This is a genomic window from Bradyrhizobium dasycarpum, from assembly GCF_042019905.1.
GTDB lineage: Bacteria > Pseudomonadota > Alphaproteobacteria > Rhizobiales > Xanthobacteraceae > Bradyrhizobium > Bradyrhizobium japonicum_B.
This window is the reverse complement of record NZ_CP169574.1, coordinates 5396556-5419376: the sequence shown is the minus strand read 5'-3', so window position 1 is coordinate 5419376 and position 22821 is coordinate 5396556. Positions and strand designations below refer to the sequence as shown.

The following is a 22821-nucleotide window of genomic DNA, read 5'->3' as shown; positions in this document are numbered from 1 at the left end:
GTGTCATGCCCCGGCTCGACCGGGGCATCCAGTACGCCGCGGCCCATCGATTCAATCACAACTGTCTCTTGAATACTGGATCGCCCGGTCAAGCCGGGCGATGACACCGTTTGCGTTGTGAGAGCTTCGAACCTGTCTCTTACGACTCGATCTTCACGTATTCGAAATCGCCGGGCTTGTTGTCGATCCCGACCTTCGGCGGCGAGATCCAGGAGGCGTACTTGCCGGTCTCGGTGACGGGCTGCATCAGCGAGGTGATGAAGTCGCCGTCGCTGGCCGACGGCAGCCACTCGTCCTTGCGCCTGGCCCAGGTGGCATCGTCGATCAAAAGGCCGTCGGGCGTGGCGTGCACGTCCTTGAACTCGCCAATGTGGCGGTGGAAGGCGACGTTGGGAAGCGTCAGCTTGAAGTCGTAGCCGGCGGTCGAGATCACCTTGTTCCAGCGCAGCATGCCCTTGACGCAGTCCTGGCTGTAATCGTCGCGCAAGCGCATGTTGAGCGCGGTCAGCGCCGGCTCGTCCACCAGCTTGATCTCGCCGTTGATGAACTTCAGCACCGGATAGGTGGCGTTCTTGAGCTGGTGGTCGTCCTCGATCTGGGTCTCGTGATAGCGGCCCTTGATGCCGGCGTTGAAGGCGTTGGCCGCGTTGGTCGAGACCTCCGAGCCGAACAGGTCGAGCGACAGCGTGTAGTGCAGGTTCAGCTTCTTCTGGATGGTCGGCAGGTCGATCACCCCGAGCGCACGCACCTTGGCGATGTCGGTGGGATCGGTGATGCCGGCGGCCTTCATCGCATCGCAGGTGCGCTGCACGACGCGGGTGATGCCGGTCTCGCCGACGAACATGTGGTGCGCTTCCTCGGTGAGCATGAAGCGGCAGGTGCGCGACAGCGGATCGAAACCGGACTGCGCGAGGCTGTGCAGCTGCATCTTGCCGTCGCGATCGGTGAAGTAGGTGAACATGAAGAAGGACAGCCAGTCCGGCGTCGCCTCGTTGAAGGCGCCCAGCATGCGCGGCGCATCGGCATCGCCGGAGCGGCGGCGCAGCAAATCATCGGCTTCCTCGCGGCCGTCGCGGCCGAAATATTTCTGCAGCAGGTAGACCATGGCCCAGAGATGGCGGCCTTCCTCGACATTGACCTGGAACAGGTTGCGCATGTCGTAGAGCGAGGGTGCGGTCTTGCCGAGATGGCGCTGCTGCTCGACCGAGGCCGGCTCGGTGTCGCCCTGGATCACGATCAGGCGGCGCAGCATGGCGCGATGCTCGCCCGGGACTTCCTGCCAGGCCGGCTCGCCGTAGTGCTCGCCGAACGGCACGACGCGGTTCTCCTCCTGCGGCGCAAGCAGAATGCCCCAGCGATATTCGGGCATGCGGACGTAGTCGAACTTGGCCCAGCCGCGCGGATCGACGGAATAGGCGGTGCGCAGATAGACCAGTGATTCCTGGAAACCTTCCGGCCCCATGTCGCTCCACCAATCCATGTAGCCGGGATGCCAGCCCTCCAGCGCTTTCAGCACCTGGCGGTCTTCAGCGAGATTCACGTTGTTCGGGATCTTGGTCGAGTAGTCGACGTTCATGATGTTCATGTTCATGGCCGTGCTCCTTGTTTCTTGTCCCGGACGCTGCGCAGCGCGAAGCGGTGCGCTGCTGAGCCGGGACCCACTGTCTCGTCCGCTAGGGGTCCCGGTTCTGCGCAGCGTCACTTCGTGCCGCAGCGCGCCCGGGACACGCTAGACTCGCGTCATATCGAATTTCGGCTTCTGGCCGCTGCCGTAGCGGCGCAGCGCGCCTTCCTCGCCGACCGCGTTGGGGCGCTGGAAGATCCAGTTCTGCCAGGCGGTGAGGCGCGCGAAGATCTTCGATTCCATGGTCTCGGGTCCGACGAAGCGCAGGCTCGCTTCCATGCCGGTGAGACTGTCGGGCGAGAAACTGGCGCGCTCCTCGAGAAACACGCGGACCTCGTCGTCCCAATCGATGTCGTCGAGCGCGAAGGTGACGAGACCGAGCTCCTCGGCCTGCTCGGCGTCGAGGCTGGTGCCGAGCGTAGCTTCCGCGCGCGCGACATCGGAGGGATCGGCCTGGAAGCGCGATTGCAGCCGCGTCAGGCCATGGCTCATCGGGTAGGGGCCGAAATTCATGGCGGACAGTTCGATCGACGGCGGCGGGCGGTTGTCGCCCTGGCGCGTGCCGATCAGCATGTAGGAGCGGTCGGCGGCGAAGACGAGCTCGGCCAGCGTGCCGGCAAAGCAGGAGCCGGGCTCGACCAGCGTCACCAGCGTGCGCGAGGTAACGTCGATGCGCTTGAGTACGCGCTTCCAGTAATGCCTGATCTCGTTGACCAGCCAATGCGCCTTGTTGGCTTCGAGGAAAGCATCGCAGGCGAGCACATGGGCGCGATCGCCATGGCTCTTGAACACCAGCATGGCGATCTCGAGCTCGTTGATGCGCAGATGCAGGATGGCGTCGTCGAGCTCGCGCGCCACTTGCAACGGCCAGAACGCGGCGCCCTGCGCCATCATGCCGTCGATGTCGGCCGGCGGCGCGGCCTCCGGCGCCTTGATCGAGATGGTGGCGATCCGGGCGGTGCGATCGATGTCGACGGTGACGAAGCCGTAACGGATGCTGTTTTCGTCGATCACGCGCTTGAGCGGCGTCAGCGCGATGCCCTTGCCGCTACCCTTGCGTTTCGAGGCCGCGGCGAATTCCTTGGCGCGCTCGGCGATTTTGGCTTCCAGCTTGGAGTTCGGCGCGATCTCGTCGACGAGGCGCCATTGCACGGCGCGCTTGCCCTTCACGCCTTCCTCGATGGTGCAGAAGAAATCGGCGTGGTCGCGGCGCACCTTGCGCTTGTCGACGACGCGGGTGAGGCCGCCAGTGCCCGGCAGCACCGCGAGCAGCGGCACTTCGGGCAGCGCCACGGCGGAGGAGCCGTCGTCGGCGAGGATGATGTGATCGGTGGCGAGCGCCAGCTCATAGCCGCCGCCGGCGGCGGAGCCGTTCACCACGGTGATGAAGCGCTGGCCGGAGTTCTCCGAAGAGTCTTCCATGCCGTTGCGGGTCTCGTTGGTGAACTTGCAGAAATTGACCTTGTGGGCGTGGGTCGAGCCCGCCAGCATGCGGATGTTGGCGCCGGCGCAGAACACGCGGTTCTTGGCCGAGCGCATCACCACGACCTTGACCTCGGGATGCTCGAAGCGCAGCCGCTGGAGCGCGTCCGCAAGCTCGATATCGACGCCGAGATCGTAGGAATTGAGCTTGAGCAGGTAGCCCTCGAACAGGCCGCCGTTCTCGTCGACATCCATGGTCAGCGTCGCGACGTCGCCGTCGACCGCGAGCTTCCAGTGCTTGTAGCGGGACGGTTCGGTCTGGAAATCGATGAATGTCGCGCCGCCTGCGAGGCGCCGATCTTCCCCGGCCATGGGTCATCCCTGAGCTTGATTATGCATTTTCGCCGCAGCGTTAGATGCACAATAGTGCATATTTTCGAACGCGTCTAGCCCCTTAATCGCGATAGCATGCACTTTGTTTCATGCGCGGCGGTTCTTTGCTGCCGTCACGCGGCGCGGCCTTGCAGGCCCTGGTCATCGCGCAGCGCCGCTCGTGCGAATTGCTCGACCGCCTCCAGCGTCGCCGCCGGGGCCTCGCGATACGGCGAATGGCCCGCGCCCAAAATGATTTTCACGTCAACCGGGCAGTAGCACTCTTCCTGCGCGATCTCGACCTGGCGCAGGGTGCCGTACTGGTCATCCCTGCCCTGGACGACCAGGACAGGCACGCGGATATAGGCGAGGTATTCGCAGATGTCCCAGTCGCGGAACTCCGGATCGAGCCAGGCGCCGTTCCAGCCGTAGAAGGCGTTGTCGACGTCCTTGTGCCAGCGCGCCAGCTTTGTCTTGAGGTCGGTGGTCTCGAACGTCGTCTTGATCGCGGCGATGGACTTGATGGAGATGTCCTCGACGATGAAATGCGGCGCGATCAGCACGAGGCCGCTGAGACGATGATCCTGATGCGCTCCGGCATAGATCGTGGCGATCGAGGCGCCGTCGGAATGGCCGAGCAGGAGACCACGCTTGAACGGAATCGCGTCGAGGATTTTCGGCAGCACGTCCAGCGCCTCGCGCTGCATGTAGTCGAGCGGCCGCGGCAGCGCGACGGGGCTCGACTGACCGTAACCCGCGCGCGAGTAGAGGAAGATGCCGGCGCCGGTGGCCTGCTGGAGCTTCTCGGGGAAATCGCCCCAGAGCCCGACCGAGCCGAGGCCTTCATGCAGCATGACGATGGTGGGCGCATCGGCCGTTTGCGGCGCGAGCCATTTGTATTCGAGGCTGGCGCCATCGATGTCGAGGAAGCCGGTGGGGGTGAGGTTGGTCATGGTGTCGTTTCCATTCATTCCGTCATTCCGGACAGCTCGCGACGCGAGCTGATTCGGAATCTCGAGGTTGGAGTCCATGGCTCGAGCTTCCGGGTTCGCGCTTCGCGCGCCCCAGAATGACGAAGCCACTCAATGCGCCCCTTCCCGCAATTTGAACCGCTGAATCTTGCCCGTCGCTGTCTTCGGCAGCGACTCCACCACATCGATCCAGCGCGGATATTTCCACGGGCCGATCTTCTGCTTGACGTGCTCCTTGAGCGTCTCCTGCAGGTCCGTCGTCGTCGCGCCCGGGCGCAGCACGACGAACGCCTTCGGCTTCAAGAGGCCCTCCGGATCGGCTTCCGGTATCACGGCGGCTTCCAGCACGGCCGGATGCGTGATCAGCGCGCTCTCGACCTCGAACGGCGAGACCCAGATGCCGGAGACCTTGAACATGTCGTCGGCGCGGCCGCAGAAGGTGTAGCGGCCATCCGAGTCGCGGACGTATTTGTCGCCGGTGCGGGTCCAGGGCCCCTCGAAGGTGCGGCGGCTTTTGTGGCGCTGATTCCAGTAGCCCTCGCCGGCCGAGGGCGCATCGACCAGGAGCTCGCCGACCTCGCCGTCGGCGACGTCCTGCCCGGCCTCGTTGACGAGCCGGACCGCATAGCCGGGCACCGGCTTGCCGGAGGAGCCGTATTTGATGTCGCCGGGCGCGTTCGACAGGAAGATGTGCAACAGCTCGGTCGAGCCGACGCCGTCGAGGATGTCGACGCCGAACCGCGCCTTCCAGTTATTGCCGACCGATTCCGGCAGCGCCTCGCCGGCCGAGGTGCAGATGCGCAGAGCCTTGCCGCCGCGCTCGGCCTTCATGGTCTCGTCGTTGAGCATCGCCGCGAACAAGGTCGGCACGCCGTAGAAGATCGACGGGTTGTAGCGGTTCATCAAATCGAACATGCGGGCCGGCGTCGGACGCTCGCTGTTGAGGATGACGCTGGCGCCGACCGACATCGGGAAGGTCAGCGCATTGCCGAGGCCGTAGGCGAAGAACAGCTTCGCGGCGGACAGACACACGTCGCTCTCGCGAATGCCGAGCACCTGCTTCGCATAAGTGTCCGCCGTCGCCTGCAGATTGGAATGAATATGGCGCACGCCCTTGGGCATGCCGGTCGAGCCCGACGAGTAAAGCCAGAACGCCGGCTCGTCCGGATGCGTCGCGGCGGTGGTGAACTGGTCGCTTTCGCCCGCGATCTCCTCCGCGAGCTGCTTGTGGCCGTTCTGCTTGGCGCCGGAGACCACGACATGCCGAGGATCGGGCATGCGGCCGACGACGTCCCTGATGACGGGATAGAGCGCCTCGGACACGAACAGCACGCGCGCGCGGCAATCGGCGAGGATGTAGGCGTATTGGTCCGCCGTCAGCAGCGTGTTGAGCGGCACCGGCACGATGCCGGCGCGGATCGCGCCCAGGAATACGACCGGAAAATCGACCGTATCCAGCATGATCATCGCCACGCGCTCCTCGCGGCGGACGCCGAGCCGGCGCAGCATGTTGGCGGCGCGCCGGGTCTGCTGCTGGAGCTCGCCATAGGTGAGCCGCGAGACGGTGTCGTCGAAGGCCAGCTTGTTGCCGCGGCCCTCCCCGACGTTACGGTCGAGCAGCCAGGTCACCGCGTTATAGGATCCCTCGCTCACGGACATCTCCCCCGAATTTAGAATTATAATTCATAGAAAGACACCGCATCGGCTTGCTGTCAATGCCAGCAGGCACTATGTTTCATTAAAACGCGCCGCAGGACCCCTGTAAAGAAGGCTCATGAGCGAAAGTCCCGACGCCGAATCCCGCTTCCTCGAACAGCTCGGCCAGCGCGTGCGCACCATGCGCGCGCTGCGCGGCATGTCGCGGAAGGTGCTCGCCAAGGTATCAGGCATCTCGGAGCGCTACATCGCGCAGCTCGAAAGCGGCAAGGGCAATGTCTCCATCGTGCTGCTGCGCCGCGTCTCCGACGCGATGGGCGCCCATCTCGAGGACCTGCTTCCCTCGGCCGAGCCGACACCGGACTGGCAGATGTTTCGCGATCTCCTGCGCAAGGCAACGCCGGCGCAGATTGCCCAGGCCAAGGATCTGCTCGCGGGGGGCAGCGCCACCGCGCCGCGCCGCGCGCCGTTCTGCGGCATCGCGCTGATCGGGCTGCGCGGCGCTGGCAAATCCACGCTCGGCAAGATCCTGGCGAAGAAGATCGGCTGGAGCTTCGTCGAGCTCAACAAGGAGGTCGAGCAGCAGAACGGGCTCTCGGTCGCCGAGATCATCGCGCTCTATGGCCAGGAAGGCTTTCGCCGCATGGAGCAGGCGGCGCTGCAGCAGCTCCTGGCGCGCAACGAGCTGATGGTGCTGGCGACCGGCGGCGGCATCGTCTCGGAGCCCCTGACCTTCGACCAGATCCTGACCTCGTTCTACACGATCTGGCTCAAGGCCGAGCCCGAGGAGCATATGGCCCGCGTCCGCCGCCAGGGCGATCTGCGCCCGATGGCGGACGATCGCTCCGCCATGGCGGAGCTGCGCAACATCCTGCTCAGCCGCGAGCCGCTGTATTCGCGCGCGACGGCGGTGGTGGATACTGCCGGCCTGTCCGTCGATGCCGCCGCTGCACGGCTGATCGACGCGGTGCGGCCGGTGCTGCAGAACGAAGCCCGCAGCTTCGGGCTGCGCAGCGTGGCGCTGTAGAGATGACCGACGGCACCGTCACCACTTCCATGTTCGAGCGGATCGGCGGCAGCGCTACGATCGACGCTCTGGTCGACCGCTTCTACGATCGCATGGACAGGCTGCCGGAGGCGAAGGTGATCCGCGCGATGCATGCCGACGACCTCGGTCTGATCAGGGACGTGTTGAAGCGCTACCTCACCGAATGGACCGGCGGACCGCGCCTCTATACCCCCGAGAAGGGCCATCCGCGGCTGCGCCAGCGCCACCTCGGCTTTGCCATCGGCGATGCCGAGCGCGACGCCTGGATGCTCTGCATGCGCGGCGCGATGGAGGAGACGATCACCGATGCCGCCGCGCGGCAGGATCTCGACAAGGCGCTGTCCGGTCTTGCCGACTGGATGCGCAACCGGCAGTGAGATGGCGGCAGCGCCTCAGCACAAGTCGAACACGCACCGTGCACCCGTATGGTGTGAATTGAGTTCCGCGGCGATCGCCTGCTAAGCTCGCGATATGACCGACATCCTCCCTGATACTATCCGCCGCCTCTACACCGATCCCGGCGAGTATATCGACAGCGATCATCCCACCGTGCAGCAATTCGCGACCGACGCCGTGCGCGCGGATGCTGATGCCCGCGAGAAGGCGAGCGTGCTCTACAAGGCGGTGCGCGACGGCATCCGCTACAACCCCTATGTCAGCATGCGCGTCGCCGAGACCTTTCGTGCCTCGAGCGTGCTCGCCGCGGGGCAAGGCTATTGTGTCGGCAAGGCCGCGCTCTACGCCGCCGCCTGCCGCGTCCACGGCATCCCCGCACGAGTCGGCTTTGCCGACGTCAAGAACCATCTCACCACCGAGAAGCTGCGCGCGAGCATGGGCACGGATATCTTCACCTGGCACGGCTTCACCGAGGTGCATGTCGACGGCGCCTGGCGCAAGGCGACGCCGACCTTCAACGACACGCTGTGCGCCAAGGTCGGCGTGGCCCCGCTCGATTTCGACGGCCACACCGATGCGCTGCTGCATCCCTTCGACGGCGCGGGCCGCGCCTACATGCAATACGTCAACGACCGCGGCACCTATCACGACGTCCCGGCAAAATTCCTGATGCGCGAGATGGCGCGGGATTACGCCAAGATGCAGGGCGAGGACCTGTCGGGCCGCGACATGGAGCGCGAAGCGGAGGGGCGGTAGCGCGATGGATGCACGTCCCGATGTCATCCGTCGATCTGCCTCGCCACGCCTCGCGCGACTGGTCTCCAGCATCTCATTCTACCGCGAACACGGCCTCGGCTTGGCCGCCTTCCGGCATGCCGCGCCGCTTGCGCTGCCTCTGCTGGTGAATTTGGGAACGCCCTTCCGTATTGCGCTCGGTCACCAGCCGGAGACGGCCGACGCGCGACCGAGTTTCGCAGCGGGACTCTTTCCCGGGCCGGTCCTGATCGAATCCGACGGCCACGCCGAATGCGTCCAGGTCGATTTCACGCCGCTCGGGGCGTATCGCTTCTTCGGGGGAGCCGTGCCCGATCTGACCGCGCGCCTGGTCGGCCTGGACGACATACTGGGCCGGGATGCCGAGAACCTCCGCGAAAGAGTGGCCGAGGCGGCCGGCTGGCAGCGGCGATTCGAGATCGTAGAGCACTTCGTGCTTCGCCGCGCGGTGCACGAACCCTCGCCGGCGGTGGCCTTCGCGCTGGAGACGCTCTGGCAACGCGCAGGCGCGGTCAGGATCGCCGACATCGCCTCCGACATCGGCTGGAGCCGCAAGCATCTCACGCGCCGCTTCCACAACGAGATCGGCGTTCCGCCAAAGACGCTGGCCCAGATGCTGCGCTTTCATCGGGCCTGCGCGCTGGCCCGGATCGACGGCACGGGCGGCTGGGCCGCAATTGCCGCGGACGCGGGCTATGCGGACCAGGCGCATCTTGCCCGAGATTTCCGCATCTTCAGCGGCGAGACGCCGACCGCATGGGCCACGCGGCTCGATGTCGTCGATCCGCGCCTGATGCGGGACGGCGGGGGCTAGCGCCTCGACAGCGCCGGACCGGGCAGGTCCCATTTGTTCAAGCCGGCCGCTTTGATCCGGACTAACGTCGGCTTCGCAATACGCTTGCCGGCACCTGCACGAACTTGGAGAATGTCATGAGCCAGCCCAACGGCCACGAAGCACCGCGCCTCTACCACACCATGCGCTGCAAGGATGCGGAGGCGATGATCGCCTGGCTGAAGAACGTTCTCGGCTTCACTGAACGCGTGGTGTACCGCAAGGAGGGCACGGTCGTTCACGCCGAGCTGGCGTTCGGATCGTCGATCCTCATGCTGGGCTCGCATCGCGACGACGCCTACGCCAAGCAGGTTGGTGACATCGGCGGCCGGCGGACGGATGCCGTCTACCTGGCTGTTGATGATCCCGACGCGCTCTATGAGAAGGTGAAAGCCGCAGGCGCGCCAATCGAGATGGAGCCCTGCACGACCGATTATGGCAGCCGCGATTTCGCCGCGCGCGATCCGGAGGGCGGGCTCTGGAGCTTTGGCACCTATTGGCCCAAGGTCGGTGAACAGCCGCTACCGGGATAGCCAGAGGGTCGACCGCAGCCGCAGGCGCGCCGAGACGCAGCTACAAGAGTTGCGAGCGGACGGAGTCCGCCCCTTGCCGGAGCAGCGGCAGGAATCTCTCGATCAATTCCTGCGCCGGCACGCGGTCGACATGGGCGCCCATGTTGATGGCGGCGACGATGACGCCGTCGTAACGGCGCACGGGGACCGAGATCGAGCGGAAATGCGGCTCGGCCTCGCGATCGACCAGGGAATAGCCTTGGGCGCGGTCGGCGGCGATGCGCGCAAGCAGCGCCTTGGGATCTGTCACCGTCTGCGGCGTCAGCGCCTCGCGCGTCATCGCCTTCAGGCGCGCGGCAAGGCCGGCATCGTCGAGCTGGCCGAGCATGGCGCGGCCGACCGAGGTGCAGAAGGCAGGCAGGCGGTAGCCGATCTCCAATCCGCCCGAGAACACCCGTGCCGGACTGCCGCGGGCAATGAACACGACGTCGTCGCCATCGAGCACCGCGAGCGAGGAGATTTCGTTCGCCGCACTCGCGACGTGATCGAGCACGGGCTGGAGCACCGCGACGAGCTGGTTGGAGCGCAGGTAGGACGCCGCCAGGGTCAGCACATGCGGGGTCAGCGAGAACAGCTTGCCATCGCCCGAGACATAGCCGCCGCGCTGGAGCGTGAACAGCATGCGCCGTGCGGTGGCGCGCGGCAGATCGGCGGCGCGGGCTAGATCGCTCAGCGTCATCGGACCTGTGTTCGTGCCGAAACATTGCAGCAGGCGCAGGCCGCGATCGAGCGCCTCGACGAAATCCGTCGCGCGCTCCTCGCTCTCGCTGCGCTTCAGCTTGGGCATGGCGTGGGACAATCCTGCAAAATAGTGCTTGCTGCCTTTCCAAGGCATGTCATAATTCGCCCATTCGTTCAATAGGCGAACAATCGCCACTCCACTGAGGACGCGACGGCCATGATGAGCCAGGAGCAGAACGACCTGATCACCCGCACCGGGCCGAAGGATCCGTGCGGCAAGCTGATGCGGAGCTATTGGCAGCCGGCGGCGCTGGTGGACGAGCTCGAGGGCGCTCGCCCGATCCGTCCGGTCAAGCTGCTCGGCGAGAACCTGGTGCTGTTCCGTGACGAGACCGGACGCTACGGCCTGATGGATCGGCACTGCGCCCATCGTGGCGCCGACCTCGCCTTCGGCCGGCTCGAGCATGGCGGCCTGCGCTGCGCCTTCCACGGCTGGCTGTTCGACGCCACCGGCCAGTGCATCGAGACCCCGGCCGAGCCGAAGGATCTCGAAGCTCTGCCAGAACATCCGGCAGCGCTCCTATCCCGTGGTGGAGAAGAGCGGCATCATCTGGGCGTATCTCGGCGAAGGTGAGCCGCCGGCATTTCCTGAGATGGACTGCTTCGTCGCGCCGGGCAGCCATACTTTCGCGTTCAAGGGCCACATGGCCTGCAACTGGCTGCAGGCGCTGGAGGTCGGCATCGATCCCGCGCATGCCTCCTATCTGCACCGCTTCTTCGAGGACGAAGACACCGCCACCGCCTACGGCAAGCAATTCCGCGGCGCCTCCGCCGGGTCCGATCTGCCGATGACGAAGATTCTGCGCGAGTACGACCGCCCGATCATCAATGTCGAGCACACCGAATACGGCCTGCGCCTGATCGCGCTGCGCGAGATCGACGCGGAGCGCACCCATGTGCGCGTCACCAACCAGCTGTTCCCGCACGGCTTCGTCATCCCCATGAGCACGGAGATGACGATCACGCAATGGCACGTGCCGGTCGACGACGAGAACTGCTACTGGTACGCGATCTTCACCAGCTATTCGAATCCGGTCGACAAGCAGAAGATGCGCAACCAGCGGCTCGAGCTCTATGAATTGCCGGATTACAAGTCGCGCAAGAACCGCAGCAACGATTACGGCTTCGATCCGCACGAGCAGCAGACCGCGACCTATACCGGCATGGGCACCGACATCAACGTCCACGACCAATGGGCGGTGGAATCGATGGGTGCGATCCAGGACCGCACCAAGGAGCATCTCGGTTCGAGCGACAAGGCGATCGTGCAGTACCGCCGGCTGCTGCGGCAGGAGATCGAGAAGGTCTCGGGCGGCGAGAAGCCGATGCTGTTCCTGGACGAGGCCAACGCGCGCTCGATCCAGGGACCTGCGACCATGGACGGCATCGGCCCGACGCGGGGCTGGGAGACCTATTGATGGAAGTCGACGTCAAGCGCCGCCGCGGCGCGCCCTGGACCGCGCCGGTGCCGAAGGAGATCGCCGACAACATGCACAAGCTGACGGCGGCGGAGTGACCTCCATGCACAGCCCCCGTAGGGTGGGCAAAGGCGCAACGCGCCGTGCCCACCATGTTTCCATGGGGACGATGGACACCGTGGGCACGCTTCGCTTTGCCCACCCTACGGCGGTTGAAGGAGTGGTGAAGTGACTTTCGTCGCGCGTCATGCGCTGTGGTCGGACGAGCAGAGGGACGCCGCGGCGCGCATGCGCCGCATCGTCGAGGAGAGGAATCTCGAGGTCATCCGCCTCGCCTTCCCCGACCAGCACGGCATCCTGCGCGGCAAGACCATCATTGCCTCGGAGGCGATCGCCTCGCTGGAGAGCGGCTGCTCCATCACCACCACCATGCTCGCCAAGGACACTTCGCACCGCACGGTGTTTCCGGTGTTCACCGCGGGCGGCGGCTTCGGCATGAAGGAGATGGAGGGCGCGGCCGACGTGCTGATGGTCGCCGATCCCGCGACGTTCCGCGTCCTGCCGTGGGCGCCGGCCACCGGCTGGGTGCTGTGCGACTTGTATTTTGGCGACGGCCGCCCCGTCCCGTTCGCAACGCGCGGGCTTCTACAGGCGCGTGCTCGATGAACTCGGCACGCGTGGCCACGATTTCGTGGCCGGCCTCGAGGTCGAATTCCACATCTTCAGGCTCGACGATGCGCATCTGCGGCCCGAGGATGCCGGTCAGCCCGGCACGCCGCCATCGGTGAGCCTGCTCAGCCAAGGCTATCAATATCTCACCGAGCAGCGCTTCGATCAGATGGAGCCGGTGCTGGAGATTCTCCGGCGCGACATCGTCGCGCTCGGACTGCCGTTGCGCTCGGTCGAGGTCGAGTTCGGGCCGAGCCAGTGCGAATTCACCTTCGCGCCGAAGAAGGGCCTGGAGCCCGCCGACAACATGGTGCTGTTCCGCTCCGCCGTGAAGCAGATCGCGCGCCGCCACGGCTACCACGCCACCTTCATGTGCCGGCCGAAGCTGCCGAACGTGTTCGCCAGCGGCTGGCACCTGCATCAGTCGATCGTCTCGCGCGCGAGCGGCGAGAACCTGTTCATGACCAAGGCGCCGGCGGAGAACAGCGGTGAGCCGCTCAGCGCGTTCGGCAAGGCCTACCTCGCCGGCCTGCTCGACCACGCCCGCGCCTCGACATTGTTCACCACCCCGACCATCAACGGCTATAAGCGCTACCGCTCCTATTCGCTGGCGCCCGACCGCGCGATCTGGGGCCGCGACAACAGGGGCGTGATGATCCGCGTGATCGGCGGCGCGGGCGATGCCGCAACGCGCCTGGAGAACCGCATCGGCGAGCCAGCAGCGAACCCCTATCTCTACATGGCCTCGCAGATCCTGTCCGGCCTCGACGGCGTCGACCGCAAGCTCGATCCCGGCCCTTCCGCCGATACGCCCTACGAGACCAAGGCCCCGCTGCTGCCGAAGAGCTTGCGCGATGCGGTCTCGGCGCTGAAAGACGATCCGTTCTTCCGCGAGAAGCTCGGGGCGGAGTTCGTCGACTACTACACCCACATCAAGAACGCCGAGATCGATCGCTTCCTGTCCGAGGTGACCGACTGGGAGCACCGCGAATATTTCGACGTGTTTTGACGTCGGGGCGCACTCTCTCCGCTTTCATTGCGAGCCAACGGGTCCGCGCGAAGCGCGGCCCGATGACAGGCTCCGCGAAGCAATCCAGAATCCGTCCGCGGAAAGACTCCGGATTGCTTCGTCGCTCCGCTCCTCGCAATGACGGCGGGGCGAGAGCGGCGGCTAAATTCCTAGATATTTATGCTGCAGATCCGGCGCGGCTAGCAGCTCGTCGGAGGTGCCGCTCCATACCGTCTTGCCGCGCTCGATGATGTAATGGCGGTCGCAGATGCGGGCGAGATGGTCGACGTTCTTGTCGACGACCAGGATCGACTGCCCGCGGCTCTTGAGCAGCGACAGGCAGTGCCAGATCTCTTCGCGGATCAGGGGTGCGAGGCCCTCGGTCGCTTCGTCCAGGATGAGAAGCTTCGGATTGGTCATCAGCGCGCGACCGATCGCGAGCATCTGCTGCTCGCCGCCGGAGAGCTGATTGCCCATATTGCCCGCCCGTTCGGCGAGGCGCGGGAACAGCACGTAGATCGCCGCCAGCGTCCAGGGATTGGGGCTGTTGAAGCGATCGGCCGCAGCCGCCACCAGGTTCTCGCGCACGGTGAGGTTCGGAAAGATCTGGCGGCCCTCGGGCACGAGACCGACGCCGAGCTTTGCAATCCTGTAGGACGGCAGCTGCCTGACCTCGGCGCCCGCAAACCGGATCGCGCCGGCGCGGGCCGGCGTCAGGCCCATGATGGAGCGGATGGTCGTGGTCTTGCCCATGCCGTTGCGGCCCATCAGCGAGACCATCTCGCCCGGCTTGATCGACAGCGACAGGCCGAACAGCACCTGGGACAGGCCGTAGCAGGTCTCGATGCCGTCGACGTCGAGCAGCGTGTCAGCCATGATGCGTCACCACATGCTGGTCGCCGAGATAGGCCCGCTTGACGTCTTCGTTGGCCCGGATCGCGGCCGGATCGCCGGAGGCGATGACGCGGCCATAGACCAGCACCGAGATGCGGTCGGCCAGCGCGAACACCGCCGGCATGTCGTGCTCGACCAGAACGATCGAGACCTCTTTCCGCAGCTCCTGCAGCAGCTTCACCATGTTCTGGGATTCGGTGGCGCCGAGGCCGGCCATCGGCTCGTCGAGCAGCAGCAATTTCGGCTTGCTGGCGAGCGCGACCGCAAGCTCGATCTGGCGTCGCTCGCCATGGCTGAGCTTCGACACCAGAACATCAGCGCGATGGGCGAGGCCGACGCGATCGAGCGCGGCATGTGCGGCATCGCGCAGGCCCTTCTCCTTGCGCGCGTCGGCAAAGAAGCGGAACGAGGTGCCGGCATGCGCCTGCGCGGCGAGCGCGACGTTGTCGGCGGCGGTGAAATCGAGCAGCAGCGACGTGATCTGGAACGAACGCGCCAGGCCGAGCGCACAGCGGCGATAGGCCGGCAAGAACGTGATATCGCGCCCCGCCAGCGAGACGGTGCCGGAATGCGGCGCGAGATGTCCGGTGAGCTGGCTGATCAGCGTGGTCTTGCCGGCGCCGTTCGGACCGATGATGGCGTGCAGCTCGCCGCTGTTGACGTCGAGCGAGACGTTGTCCGTCGCGATGATGCCGCCGAAGCGGCGCACCAGCTTTTCGACGCGGAGCAGGGGCTCAGCCACGGCCAGCCCTCCCGAGCGCGCCCATGATGCCGCCGCGGCCGAACAGCACGATCAGCAGCAGCAGCGGGCCCATGATCAGCGCCCAATATTCGGTGATCTGCGACAGCAGCTCCTCCAGCAGCAGAAACACCACCGCGCCCATGACCGGGCCGAACAGCGTGCCCATGCCGCCGAGAATCACCATCACCATGAGGTCGCCGGAGCGGGTCCAATACATCACGGCCGGGCTGACGAAGTCGGTGTTGTTGGCGAGCAGCGCGCCGGCAAGGCCGCACATGGTGCCGGAGATGACGAAGCAGACGAGTTGATAGCGCTTGGCGGGAAAGCCGATCGCCTGCATGCGCTGCTCGTTGGAGCGCAGGCCCTGCACGACGAGGCCGAAGCGCGAATTGACGATGCGCCAGATCAGGAAGATGACGCCGAGCAGGCAGGCGAGGCAGAGATAATAGAACTGCGTGCGGTTACCCAGGTCGATCAGCCCGGAGAAGTCGCTGCGCTTGTAGACGGTGAGGCCGTCATCGCCGCCGTAGCGCGCAAGGCCCGAGGCGACGTAATAGGCCATCTGCGCGAAGGCGAGCGTGATCATGATGAAATAGACGCCGCGGGTACGCAAGCTGAGCGCGCCGATCACCAGCGCATAGATCGCGGAAGCCGCCAGCGCGACCGGGAACTGGATGAAGCCGGACCCGATGCCTTCGTGCGCCAGCATGCCAACGGCATAGCCGCCGATGCCGAGATAGGCGGCATGACCAAAGCTCATCATGCCGCCGAAGCCCATGATGAGGTTGAGGCTCGCCGCCGCCAGCGCCAGGATGATGATGCGGGTGAACAGCGTCAGGATGAAGATGTTGCCGGACAGATGCGAATAGAGCGGCAGCAGCACGAGGCCCGCCAGCATCAGGGCCGTGACGGCCTTGCTCACAGTCAAACCCTTCATCGACGCAAGCTCTTCATCGACGATTGGCCGGAAACAGCCCCTCCGGCCGCACCACCAGCACGATCGCCATCAACAGGTAGATCAGCATGGAGGACAATGCGGGCGCGGCGGTGGAGGCGGCGGCGCCGCTCAGCACCTGCCGGAGCAGGTTGGGCAGGAAGGCGCGGCCGAGCGTGTCGATCATGCCGACGAAGATCGCGGCGAGGAACGCGCCGCGGATCGAGCCGATGCCGCCGATCACGATGATGACGAAGGCCAGGATCAGGATGTTCTCGCCCATGCCGATCTGCACGGTGAGGATCGGCGCCTGCATCAAGCCGGCAAGGCCGGCGAGCGCGGCGCCAAGACCGAACACCAGCGTGTAGAGCAGCTTGATGTTGATGCCGAGCGCACCGATCATCTCGCGGTTGGAGGCGCCGGCGCGGATCAGCATGCCGATGCGGGTCCGCATCACGCCGAGATAGAGCAGGAGCGCCACCAGCAGCGCCACGATGATGATGGCGAGGCGATAGGCCGGATAGTGAATGCCGGGCAGGATCGGCACCGGCACCGTGAGCCAGGCCGGCAGCGGCAGCGCGAGGCCCGCCGGGCCCCAGATCAGCCGCACGGCTTCGTTGAAGAACAGGATCAGGCCGAAGGTCGCGAGCACGTGGTCGAGATGGTCGCGGCCATAGAGATGCCGCAGCGCGCTCACCTCAAGCACGATACCGAGCACCAGCGTGGCGCCCAGCGCCATCAGCGCGCCGAGCAGGAAGCTGCCGGTCCAGGCCGCGAAGGTCGCGGCGAAATAGGCGCCCATCATGTAGAGCGAGCCGTGCGCGAGGTTGACGAGATCCATGATCCCGAACACCAGCGTCAGGCCGGCGGCGAGCAGGAACAGCAGCAGGCCGAACTGCAATCCGTTCAAGAACTGTTCGACGACGAGCAGCATCAAGACTCTTTCAGGCGCACGCAGCTTCGCGCCGATGTTCGAACAATGTCGCCATCAGTGAAAGAGCTCCCCCTGCCTGTTCAAGGCCGAAAAATGGGTAATGGCAGTATCGTTCCGAGGCAAGAGCGATTCGACACCTGACATGCACTTTGTTGCATGCGCCTGCATGCGGGCAAAATGACCTTGCAAGAAGGCTGCCGCGCCAGGCTGGGGCAACCTGCCGCACCCAAACGATGATCCTCCCCCGTTGCCGGGGAGAGGATGTGACATTCATGGGATCCCTGGATGCGTCTAGTGCGACGTCATCTGCTGGGGCAGGTCATCCGGTTCGGCGAGCACGCTGTTGGCCGTGGAGGCTTCCAGCGCCGCCATCCGGAACAGATAGGCGAGCGTCGTCAATCCGGTGTCTTCCGCCATTTGCGCCAGCTCGAGCGCCATGTCGGACATGTAGCCGAGAGTCTCGTCCCTGCTCTGCGCCATGATCTGGCTGTCCCGCATCATGTTCGACATCTCAGGCGCTCTTTCGTTGCGCGGCAGCGGCGCCGCAGAAGTTGGCTCTGGCGATACAGTCGATCCGTGGACCGTCCTGCTGGACCACGCTCGTCATCCCGATGCGGTCACGCACGACGTCGAGCGACTCCTGACGAATCTCAATCGTTGCCGCCATGGTCCAGGAATTTTCCACCAGGGCCGGCAATCCCAGCGGCGTGACGACGAAACCGATGTCGTGAAACCGCGGCAGCCACCAGGTTTCCATGACGAGACAAAGCCGCTCGATGCCCTGCTCGAGGCAAAACTCCTGCGCCGCCGCCATCAATTGCAGATTGAATGCGCCGTCGCGGCGCTCGCGCGAGACGAAGAAGCGCGACCATTCCCAGACCAACGGGTCCGACGGACAGCCGCGGACCGAGGCGAGATGCGGGAACACCTCGCTCATCATCGTCGGCCTGGTGGTCGGATACAGCCGGGAGCCGCCGAGCACCCGGCGGTGTTCCAGGGCCAGCAGGTAGATCGCGTCGTCATTGTCGTAGGTGTCGATCTCGCGGCCGTCGGGCTTGCGAAGCGCCTCCCATTTCCGCTCCTCGACAAATATCTCGTGGCGGACCCGGAAATGCTGTTCGAGGACGCCTTCGTAGAGGTGCCGATTGACGGCAGAAATCACATGAATCATGAACTCCCCCATGGCTCGCAATACGGGGAGCCTCAGGGAAAACGGCCGAGCCGACTATTGGGAAATTTCCCAGTAGGCGAATGTTTCAGAGATTGATGATTCTCTGGCGGATCGCGATCGCCACCGCGTGCGTCCGGTTGACGGCACCGAGCTTGCGCGCGGCAGTTGCAAGATGCTCTTCCGCGGTGCGCTGCGTGATGTGCAGGATCTCGCCGATCTCCCAGGCGGACTTGCCTTGCGAAGCCCAGGCGAGCACCTCGCGCTCGCGCGGCGTCAGGCGCATCGACGGATGCGGTCTCGGATCGAGCAGACGGCGGATGTGATCAAAGCCGTACATCCCGATCAGGTGCAGCGCCGGCTTGCTGCGCGCATTGAGATCGAGGTGGACGCCGGCGAGCGAGACGCCGGCCTCGTAGCCGGTCAGGCCGTGGATCGGCACGACGAAGCCGCGCGACATGCGGAAGTCGGCAGCGCGCCGCATCACCTCCACCGCGCCCGGCTCCAGCTCCGGATCGTACGGCGCTTCGGACCACTCGAACGGGTTCACGGTCTGCCGGCATTTGCGGATCACGGGATCGACGCGGTCGTAGCTCTTTTGGGTATAAAGGCTGAACCACTCGGCCGGCCATTTCTTGGCGAGCACCATCTGGGAAAAGCGCTGCTCGGGATTCGGCAAGCCCGTCACGATGATATGTTCGAAGCCGTAGCGGCCGAACGCGGCTGCAAGCGCGTCCATGGCATCCGGAACCCTGGTATAGGTTCCGAGCCCCTCGATGAAGTCGAGCGCCTCGCGGCCATAATCAACGCCATCAACGGCGGACATCGGTGCGTTTCCTGACCTTCGCCCTCGCCTATAGCACGTATTCGGGCGGCGCCTCAAATTCGCTGCGACCGTAGTTTCCCGGTCCTCATCCAACCTGAAGATTTAAACTACTTGTGGCAGAATTGGCGGCGCCATACACCTCAACGTGTCCGAAGCGGGAACACCACGATGGAAGACGAGGACATCGCCCTCAACAGCGTGCTCGGCCTGGAATTGAATCGCATGTTTTTCGCCGTCCGCGACACGGCAAACAAGCAGAAGATCATCGAGTTCGCGCGCGCAGTACTGGAGAGCGAGCGCGCGGAGCTGGCCGACAGCGTCTCGCCCGAGGGCCCGGCGAGCTGAAGCGCGATTGCAGCAGGCGATGCCGATGCAGCGGACCGCGCGACGATGCCCTTCCATTCGAACGAACTGATTTTAATCGAAACACTCTGACAGCTGCCTTCCCTTCTCCCCGATCACGCTCTCGTGCCCCGGACGCAGCGCAGCAGCGTTGCGCTGCAGCGCGACGGGTACACAGGAGCGATTTGCAGCCTGCATCCACATCCTCAGACACTTACTGCTGGATGACATCGCCGCTCTCGTGAGATGATCGCGCCCCGATCCTGTTTCGGATGCCAAGAGCATGATGACGCTGCGCCAAGTCGAAGTGATCCGTGCCGTGATGGTGACGGGCACCATCGGCGGCGCGGCGAAGCTGCTCAACGTCTCGGCGCCGGGGATCAGCCGCCTCGTCAAGTACACCGAGCGCTCGCTCGGCATCCGCTTCTTCCAGCGCCAGAACGGACGCTACTTCCCGACGCCGGAAGCCGAGAACATCTTCGAGCAGATCAACGGCGTCTACAAGAAGGTCGACGATCTCTCCGAGATCATCTCCAAGATCGGCCGCGGCGGTTTGTCCGAGCTGCGGATCGGCTCGGTGCCCAGCATCTCCCAGGTGATGGTGCCCCGCGCGATCGAGCGCGTCCGGCGCCGCTATCCCGATCTCGGCATCGACATCAACATCCTCAAGCTCGAGGAGGCCATCGACTATCTGATGCTCGGCCGCGGCGAGTGCGTCGCGATGAGCTACCGGCTGGAGCATTCCGCGCTCGACTTCATGCCGCTCGCCTCGGGCGAATTGTATTGCATCGTGCCGCCCGGCCACGAGCTCGCCGGCCGCAAGCAGGTCTCGGCCGCCGAGATCACCCGCTATCCGCTGATCGGCATCGATCCCAACGATCCCTACGGCCGGATCATGGCCGAGATCTTCGCGCGCAACCGGCTCGACTACAACATCACCATCCGCGCGCGCTTCGGCACCACGGTCTGCGCGCTGGTGAAGGCGGGGCTCGGTATCGCCATCATCGACCAATTCACCGTGGCTCATGGCGGCTATCCCGGGATCGAGCTCTTGAAGATCGCCGAGCCGACGCGGTTCGACACCTACATCGCGGTCAAGCGCGGCGCGCCGCTGTCGCTCCACGCCGAGGCCTTCATCGAGGCGCTGCGCGCCGAGATGCGCGCGGTCGAGCCGTCCCGCGGCAACGGTAAGGCCGTTTCGGCGCGCACGCGGAAGAAATAACATGATGTTAGGTTTGTCGGATAAATGGGTAATTCTGTTAGCCTAAGGACAGGCTATCGTCGGGGAGCTGGAAGCCCATTGGAATTGCGCGGGTTTCCCCGCTAATGACCGGCACCGAACGCTCCATTTGAGACGATAGCGAACCATGTCCACGCGCGGATACGCCGCCAGCAAGAAGCTCCTCACCGGCCTGATCGGCGCGCCGATCGCGCATTCCGCGTCCCCTGCCATGCATGAACGTGCCGCCGAGGCGCTCGGCCTGCGCGGCCACTATCAGCTCATCGAAATTGCCGGCGCCGATGTGGCTGGCCTTGTCGTCCTGCTCGAGGGCGTGCGGCGGCTCGGCTTTGCCGGCGTCAACGTCACCTACCCCTACAAGGAAGCGGTGGTCCCGCTGCTCGACGCGCTGGCGCCCGGTGCGGCCGCGATGGGCGCGGTCAACACGGTGGTCGTCGAGACGGCCGCCTGACCGGCCACAACACCGACACCACGGGCTTTGCGCGCGCGGTGGCGCCGCTGCTGGCGCCGGCGGGGAACGCCGTCGCGGTGATCGGGGCCGGCGGCGTCGGCAAGGCGATCGCGTTTGCGCTGGCGGACCTGAAGGTGTCCGATATCCGCATCTTCGACAGCGAGCCGGCGCGCGCCGCGACGCTCGTCTCCCTGCTTGCGCGGCAAGGCGGCGCAGGGGGCGCGGCAAGGTCGGCGGCAAGGGTCGCTGCAAGCGTCGAAGATGCACTTGATGGCGCAACCGGTCTCGTCAACGGCACCCCGGTCGGCATGCTGCCGAGCCGGGCCATGCCGGTCGCCGCCGCGCTGCTGCACGAAAAGCTGTGGGTGGCGGATGCGGTCTACTCGCCGCTGATCACGCCGCTGCTGACGGCGGCCGAAGCCAAGGGCGCGCGGATCATGACCGGGCGGGAGCTCGCGATCTATCAGGCGGCCGACGCGTTCGAACTGTTCACGGGCCTTGCCCCATCGACCGAGGTCATGGGAGAGGCATTCGACGAGGTGATGGCGGCACGAAGCTCAGCCTATCACGCAGCGTAACCGAAGCGGCCGGACACAAGGCCGCGGACCCTATCTGAGGAAAACGGGAGGAGACATCATGAAATCGACCCTGCTGGCAGGCGCCCTGCTTGCCTTCGCGACCGCAACCGGTGCCCACGCCCAGGCGATCAAGCTCGCCAACGTCGCCGAGCTCTCCGGCGGCGGCGCCACCGTCGGCACCAATTGGAAGAACGGCATCGACCTCGCGATCGAGGAGATCAACGCCAAGGGCGGCGTGCTCGGCCGCAAGCTGGAGGTCACCCACGCCGACTCGCAGTCCAACCCGGGCGTGGCGCGCGCTCAGGTCCAGAAGGCGCTCGATGCCGAGCCCTATGTGCTGCTCGGGCCCGGCTATTCCGGCTCGGTGAAGGTCACGGCCCCCTCGCCGCCGAAGCCGGCATCGCGCAGATCATGGGCGGCGAGGCCGCCGAGCTGACGCAGGGCGGCAACAAATTCCTGTTCCGCACCTCGTTCGGCCAGCAATCCTCGATGCCGAAGGTCGCCAAATACATCCACGACGAGATGAAGGCGAAGACGGTCGCGGTGGTCTGGGTCAACAACGATTTCGGCCGCGGCGGGCGCGACGTCGTGATCAAGGAGCTCGACCGGCTCGGCTCCAAGGTCGTCGCCGACCTCTCGACCGAAGCGGGCCAGGCCGATTTCGCCGCCGACGTCGGCAAGATCAAGGCCGCCAATCCCGATGCCGTGTTCGTCTACCTCAACGAGGAAGAGAGCGCGCGCATCCTTAAGGAGCTGAAGCGCCAGGGCGTCACCGCGCCGCTGATGGGCGAGACCACGCTGATCGGCCAGAAGGTGATCGAGCTCGCCGGCGATGCCGCCAACGGCGCGCGCGGCCATGTCGGCCTCACCACGGATGCGCCGGTCGACCTGGTCAAGCAATTCCGCGAGAAGTTCTCCAAGAAGTACAATTACGTCCCCGACCACAACGGCCTGAAGGGCTATCTCGCCGTCTACATGGTGAAAGCCACCACCGAGAAGATGGGCAAGGCCGACCCGAAGAAGTTCGCCGACACGCTGCACGGCCTCACCATCAAGGCCGCGGACGAGCCGGGCATCCTGATGGACGTCACCTTCAGCGACACCGGCGACATCGACCGCCAGAGCTTTCTGGTCGAGGTCGTGGAAGGCAAGCAGGTCGTGAAGCAGGTGCTGCCGAAGGTGAAGTGAGGCCTTTCCTTCTCCCTCGC

General features: G+C 65.3%; 19 protein-coding genes and 4 pseudogenes. 11 read left to right on the top strand and 12 right to left on the bottom strand.

The annotated features are described in order from the left end of the window. Positions 1 to 139 precede the first annotated feature (139 nt). The 4 genes from boxB to ACETMP_RS25800 form a co-directional block, all read right to left on the bottom strand. The gene (boxB, locus tag ACETMP_RS25815; protein ID WP_375158365.1) at positions 140 to 1591 is read right to left on the bottom strand and encodes a benzoyl-CoA 2,3-epoxidase subunit BoxB; all 1452 of its coding nucleotides are present in this window, start codon (positions 1589 to 1591) and stop codon (positions 140 to 142) included. A gap of 138 nt (positions 1592 to 1729) precedes the next feature. Beyond that, positions 1730 to 3418: a 2,3-epoxybenzoyl-CoA dihydrolase gene (boxC, locus tag ACETMP_RS25810; RefSeq protein WP_375158364.1), complete on the bottom strand. Its 1689-nt coding sequence runs from the start codon at positions 3416 to 3418 to the stop codon at positions 1730 to 1732. 134 nt (positions 3419 to 3552) lie between these two features. Beyond that, positions 3553 to 4371 (bottom strand): alpha/beta fold hydrolase, encoded by an 819-nt coding sequence (locus tag ACETMP_RS25805; RefSeq protein WP_375158363.1) that lies wholly within the window; start codon positions 4369 to 4371, stop codon positions 3553 to 3555. A gap of 129 nt (positions 4372 to 4500) precedes the next feature. Next, a complete protein-coding gene (locus tag ACETMP_RS25800; protein WP_375158362.1) occupies positions 4501 to 6042 on the bottom strand; it encodes a benzoate-CoA ligase family protein in 1542 nt (513 codons plus the stop codon). 121 nt (positions 6043 to 6163) lie between these two features. Between ACETMP_RS25800 and ACETMP_RS25795 the strand changes: the two genes are divergently transcribed. The 5 genes from ACETMP_RS25795 to ACETMP_RS25775 all read left to right on the top strand — a co-directional run bounded on the left by ACETMP_RS25795 (position 6164) and on the right by ACETMP_RS25775 (position 9628). Beyond that, entirely contained in the window at positions 6164 to 7072 is a 909-nt protein-coding gene (locus tag ACETMP_RS25795; RefSeq protein WP_028133942.1) for a helix-turn-helix transcriptional regulator, read from the top strand. Between the two features lie 2 nt (positions 7073 to 7074). Next, positions 7075 to 7470, top strand: a complete 396-nt coding sequence (locus ACETMP_RS25790; protein WP_375158361.1) for a group II truncated hemoglobin — start codon at positions 7075 to 7077, stop codon at positions 7468 to 7470. Positions 7471 to 7564: 94 nt separating this feature from the next. Further along, the gene (locus ACETMP_RS25785; RefSeq protein ID WP_375158360.1) at positions 7565 to 8245 is read left to right on the top strand and encodes a transglutaminase family protein; all 681 of its coding nucleotides are present in this window, start codon (positions 7565 to 7567) and stop codon (positions 8243 to 8245) included. 100 nt (positions 8246 to 8345) lie between these two features. Further along, complete coding sequence (locus ACETMP_RS25780; protein ID WP_375158359.1) at positions 8346 to 9077, top strand: helix-turn-helix domain-containing protein; 732 nt, start codon at positions 8346 to 8348, stop codon at positions 9075 to 9077. A gap of 116 nt (positions 9078 to 9193) precedes the next feature. Further along, positions 9194 to 9628, top strand: coding sequence for a VOC family protein (locus ACETMP_RS25775; protein WP_375158358.1), 435 nt, complete (start codon positions 9194 to 9196; stop codon positions 9626 to 9628). Between the two features lie 40 nt (positions 9629 to 9668). On the opposite strand, the gene ACETMP_RS25770 is transcribed toward ACETMP_RS25775, so the two are convergent. Beyond that, positions 9669 to 10454: an IclR family transcriptional regulator C-terminal domain-containing protein gene (locus tag ACETMP_RS25770; protein ID WP_375158357.1), complete on the bottom strand. Its 786-nt coding sequence runs from the start codon at positions 10452 to 10454 to the stop codon at positions 9669 to 9671. Between the two features lie 111 nt (positions 10455 to 10565). Between ACETMP_RS25770 and ACETMP_RS25765 the strand changes: the two are divergent. Together ACETMP_RS25765 and ACETMP_RS25760 are read left to right on the top strand one after the other, a co-directional pair. Continuing rightward, positions 10566 to 11924: pseudogene (locus ACETMP_RS25765) on the top strand (Rieske 2Fe-2S domain-containing protein). A 130-nt stretch (positions 11925 to 12054) separates the two neighbouring features. Next, positions 12055 to 13504 (top strand): annotated as a pseudogene (locus ACETMP_RS25760) (glutamine synthetase family protein). A 162-nt stretch (positions 13505 to 13666) separates the two neighbouring features. On the opposite strand, the gene ACETMP_RS25755 reads toward ACETMP_RS25760, so the two are convergent. From ACETMP_RS25755 to ACETMP_RS25725, 7 genes are all read right to left on the bottom strand, one after another. Further along, positions 13667 to 14380, bottom strand: a complete 714-nt coding sequence (locus tag ACETMP_RS25755; RefSeq protein WP_375158356.1) for an ABC transporter ATP-binding protein — start codon at positions 14378 to 14380, stop codon at positions 13667 to 13669. Continuing rightward, on the bottom strand, positions 14373 to 15140 hold the full coding sequence (locus tag ACETMP_RS25750; protein ID WP_375158355.1) for an ABC transporter ATP-binding protein: 768 nt from the start codon (positions 15138 to 15140) through the stop codon (positions 14373 to 14375). The genes ACETMP_RS25755 and ACETMP_RS25750 overlap by 8 nt, the downstream gene beginning before the upstream one ends. Beyond that, positions 15133 to 16077, bottom strand: a complete 945-nt coding sequence (locus tag ACETMP_RS25745) for a branched-chain amino acid ABC transporter permease (protein ID WP_375158354.1) — start codon at positions 16075 to 16077, stop codon at positions 15133 to 15135. The genes ACETMP_RS25750 and ACETMP_RS25745 overlap by 8 nt, the downstream gene beginning before the upstream one ends. A gap of 13 nt (positions 16078 to 16090) precedes the next feature. Next, positions 16091 to 17008 carry a branched-chain amino acid ABC transporter permease gene (locus ACETMP_RS25740; protein ID WP_126257231.1) on the bottom strand — a complete coding sequence of 306 codons (918 nt, stop codon included), beginning with the start codon at positions 17006 to 17008 and terminating at the stop codon, positions 16091 to 16093. Positions 17009 to 17299: 291 nt separating this feature from the next. Further along, positions 17300 to 17518: a hypothetical protein gene (locus tag ACETMP_RS25735; RefSeq protein WP_375158353.1), complete on the bottom strand. Its 219-nt coding sequence runs from the start codon at positions 17516 to 17518 to the stop codon at positions 17300 to 17302. Position 17519: 1 nt separating this feature from the next. After that, positions 17520 to 18179: an acyl-homoserine-lactone synthase gene (locus ACETMP_RS25730; RefSeq protein ID WP_375158352.1), complete on the bottom strand. Its 660-nt coding sequence runs from the start codon at positions 18177 to 18179 to the stop codon at positions 17520 to 17522. 85 nt (positions 18180 to 18264) lie between these two features. After that, positions 18265 to 19002: an autoinducer binding domain-containing protein gene (locus tag ACETMP_RS25725; RefSeq protein WP_375158351.1), complete on the bottom strand. Its 738-nt coding sequence runs from the start codon at positions 19000 to 19002 to the stop codon at positions 18265 to 18267. A 168-nt stretch (positions 19003 to 19170) separates the two neighbouring features. Here ACETMP_RS25725 and ACETMP_RS25720 point away from each other — a divergent pair, with 168 nt between their 5' ends. From ACETMP_RS25720 to ACETMP_RS25705, 4 genes and pseudogenes are all read left to right on the top strand, one after another. Beyond that, positions 19171 to 19347, top strand: a complete 177-nt coding sequence (locus ACETMP_RS25720) for a hypothetical protein (RefSeq protein WP_375158350.1) — start codon at positions 19171 to 19173, stop codon at positions 19345 to 19347. Between the two features lie 280 nt (positions 19348 to 19627). Further along, complete coding sequence (locus ACETMP_RS25715; protein ID WP_375158349.1) at positions 19628 to 20566, top strand: LysR family transcriptional regulator; 939 nt, start codon at positions 19628 to 19630, stop codon at positions 20564 to 20566. Positions 20567 to 20711: 145 nt separating this feature from the next. Next, positions 20712 to 21613, top strand: a pseudogene (locus tag ACETMP_RS25710) (shikimate dehydrogenase). A 58-nt stretch (positions 21614 to 21671) separates the two neighbouring features. Beyond that, positions 21672 to 22801: pseudogene (locus ACETMP_RS25705) on the top strand (ABC transporter substrate-binding protein). Positions 22802 to 22821: the final 20 nt, after the last annotated feature.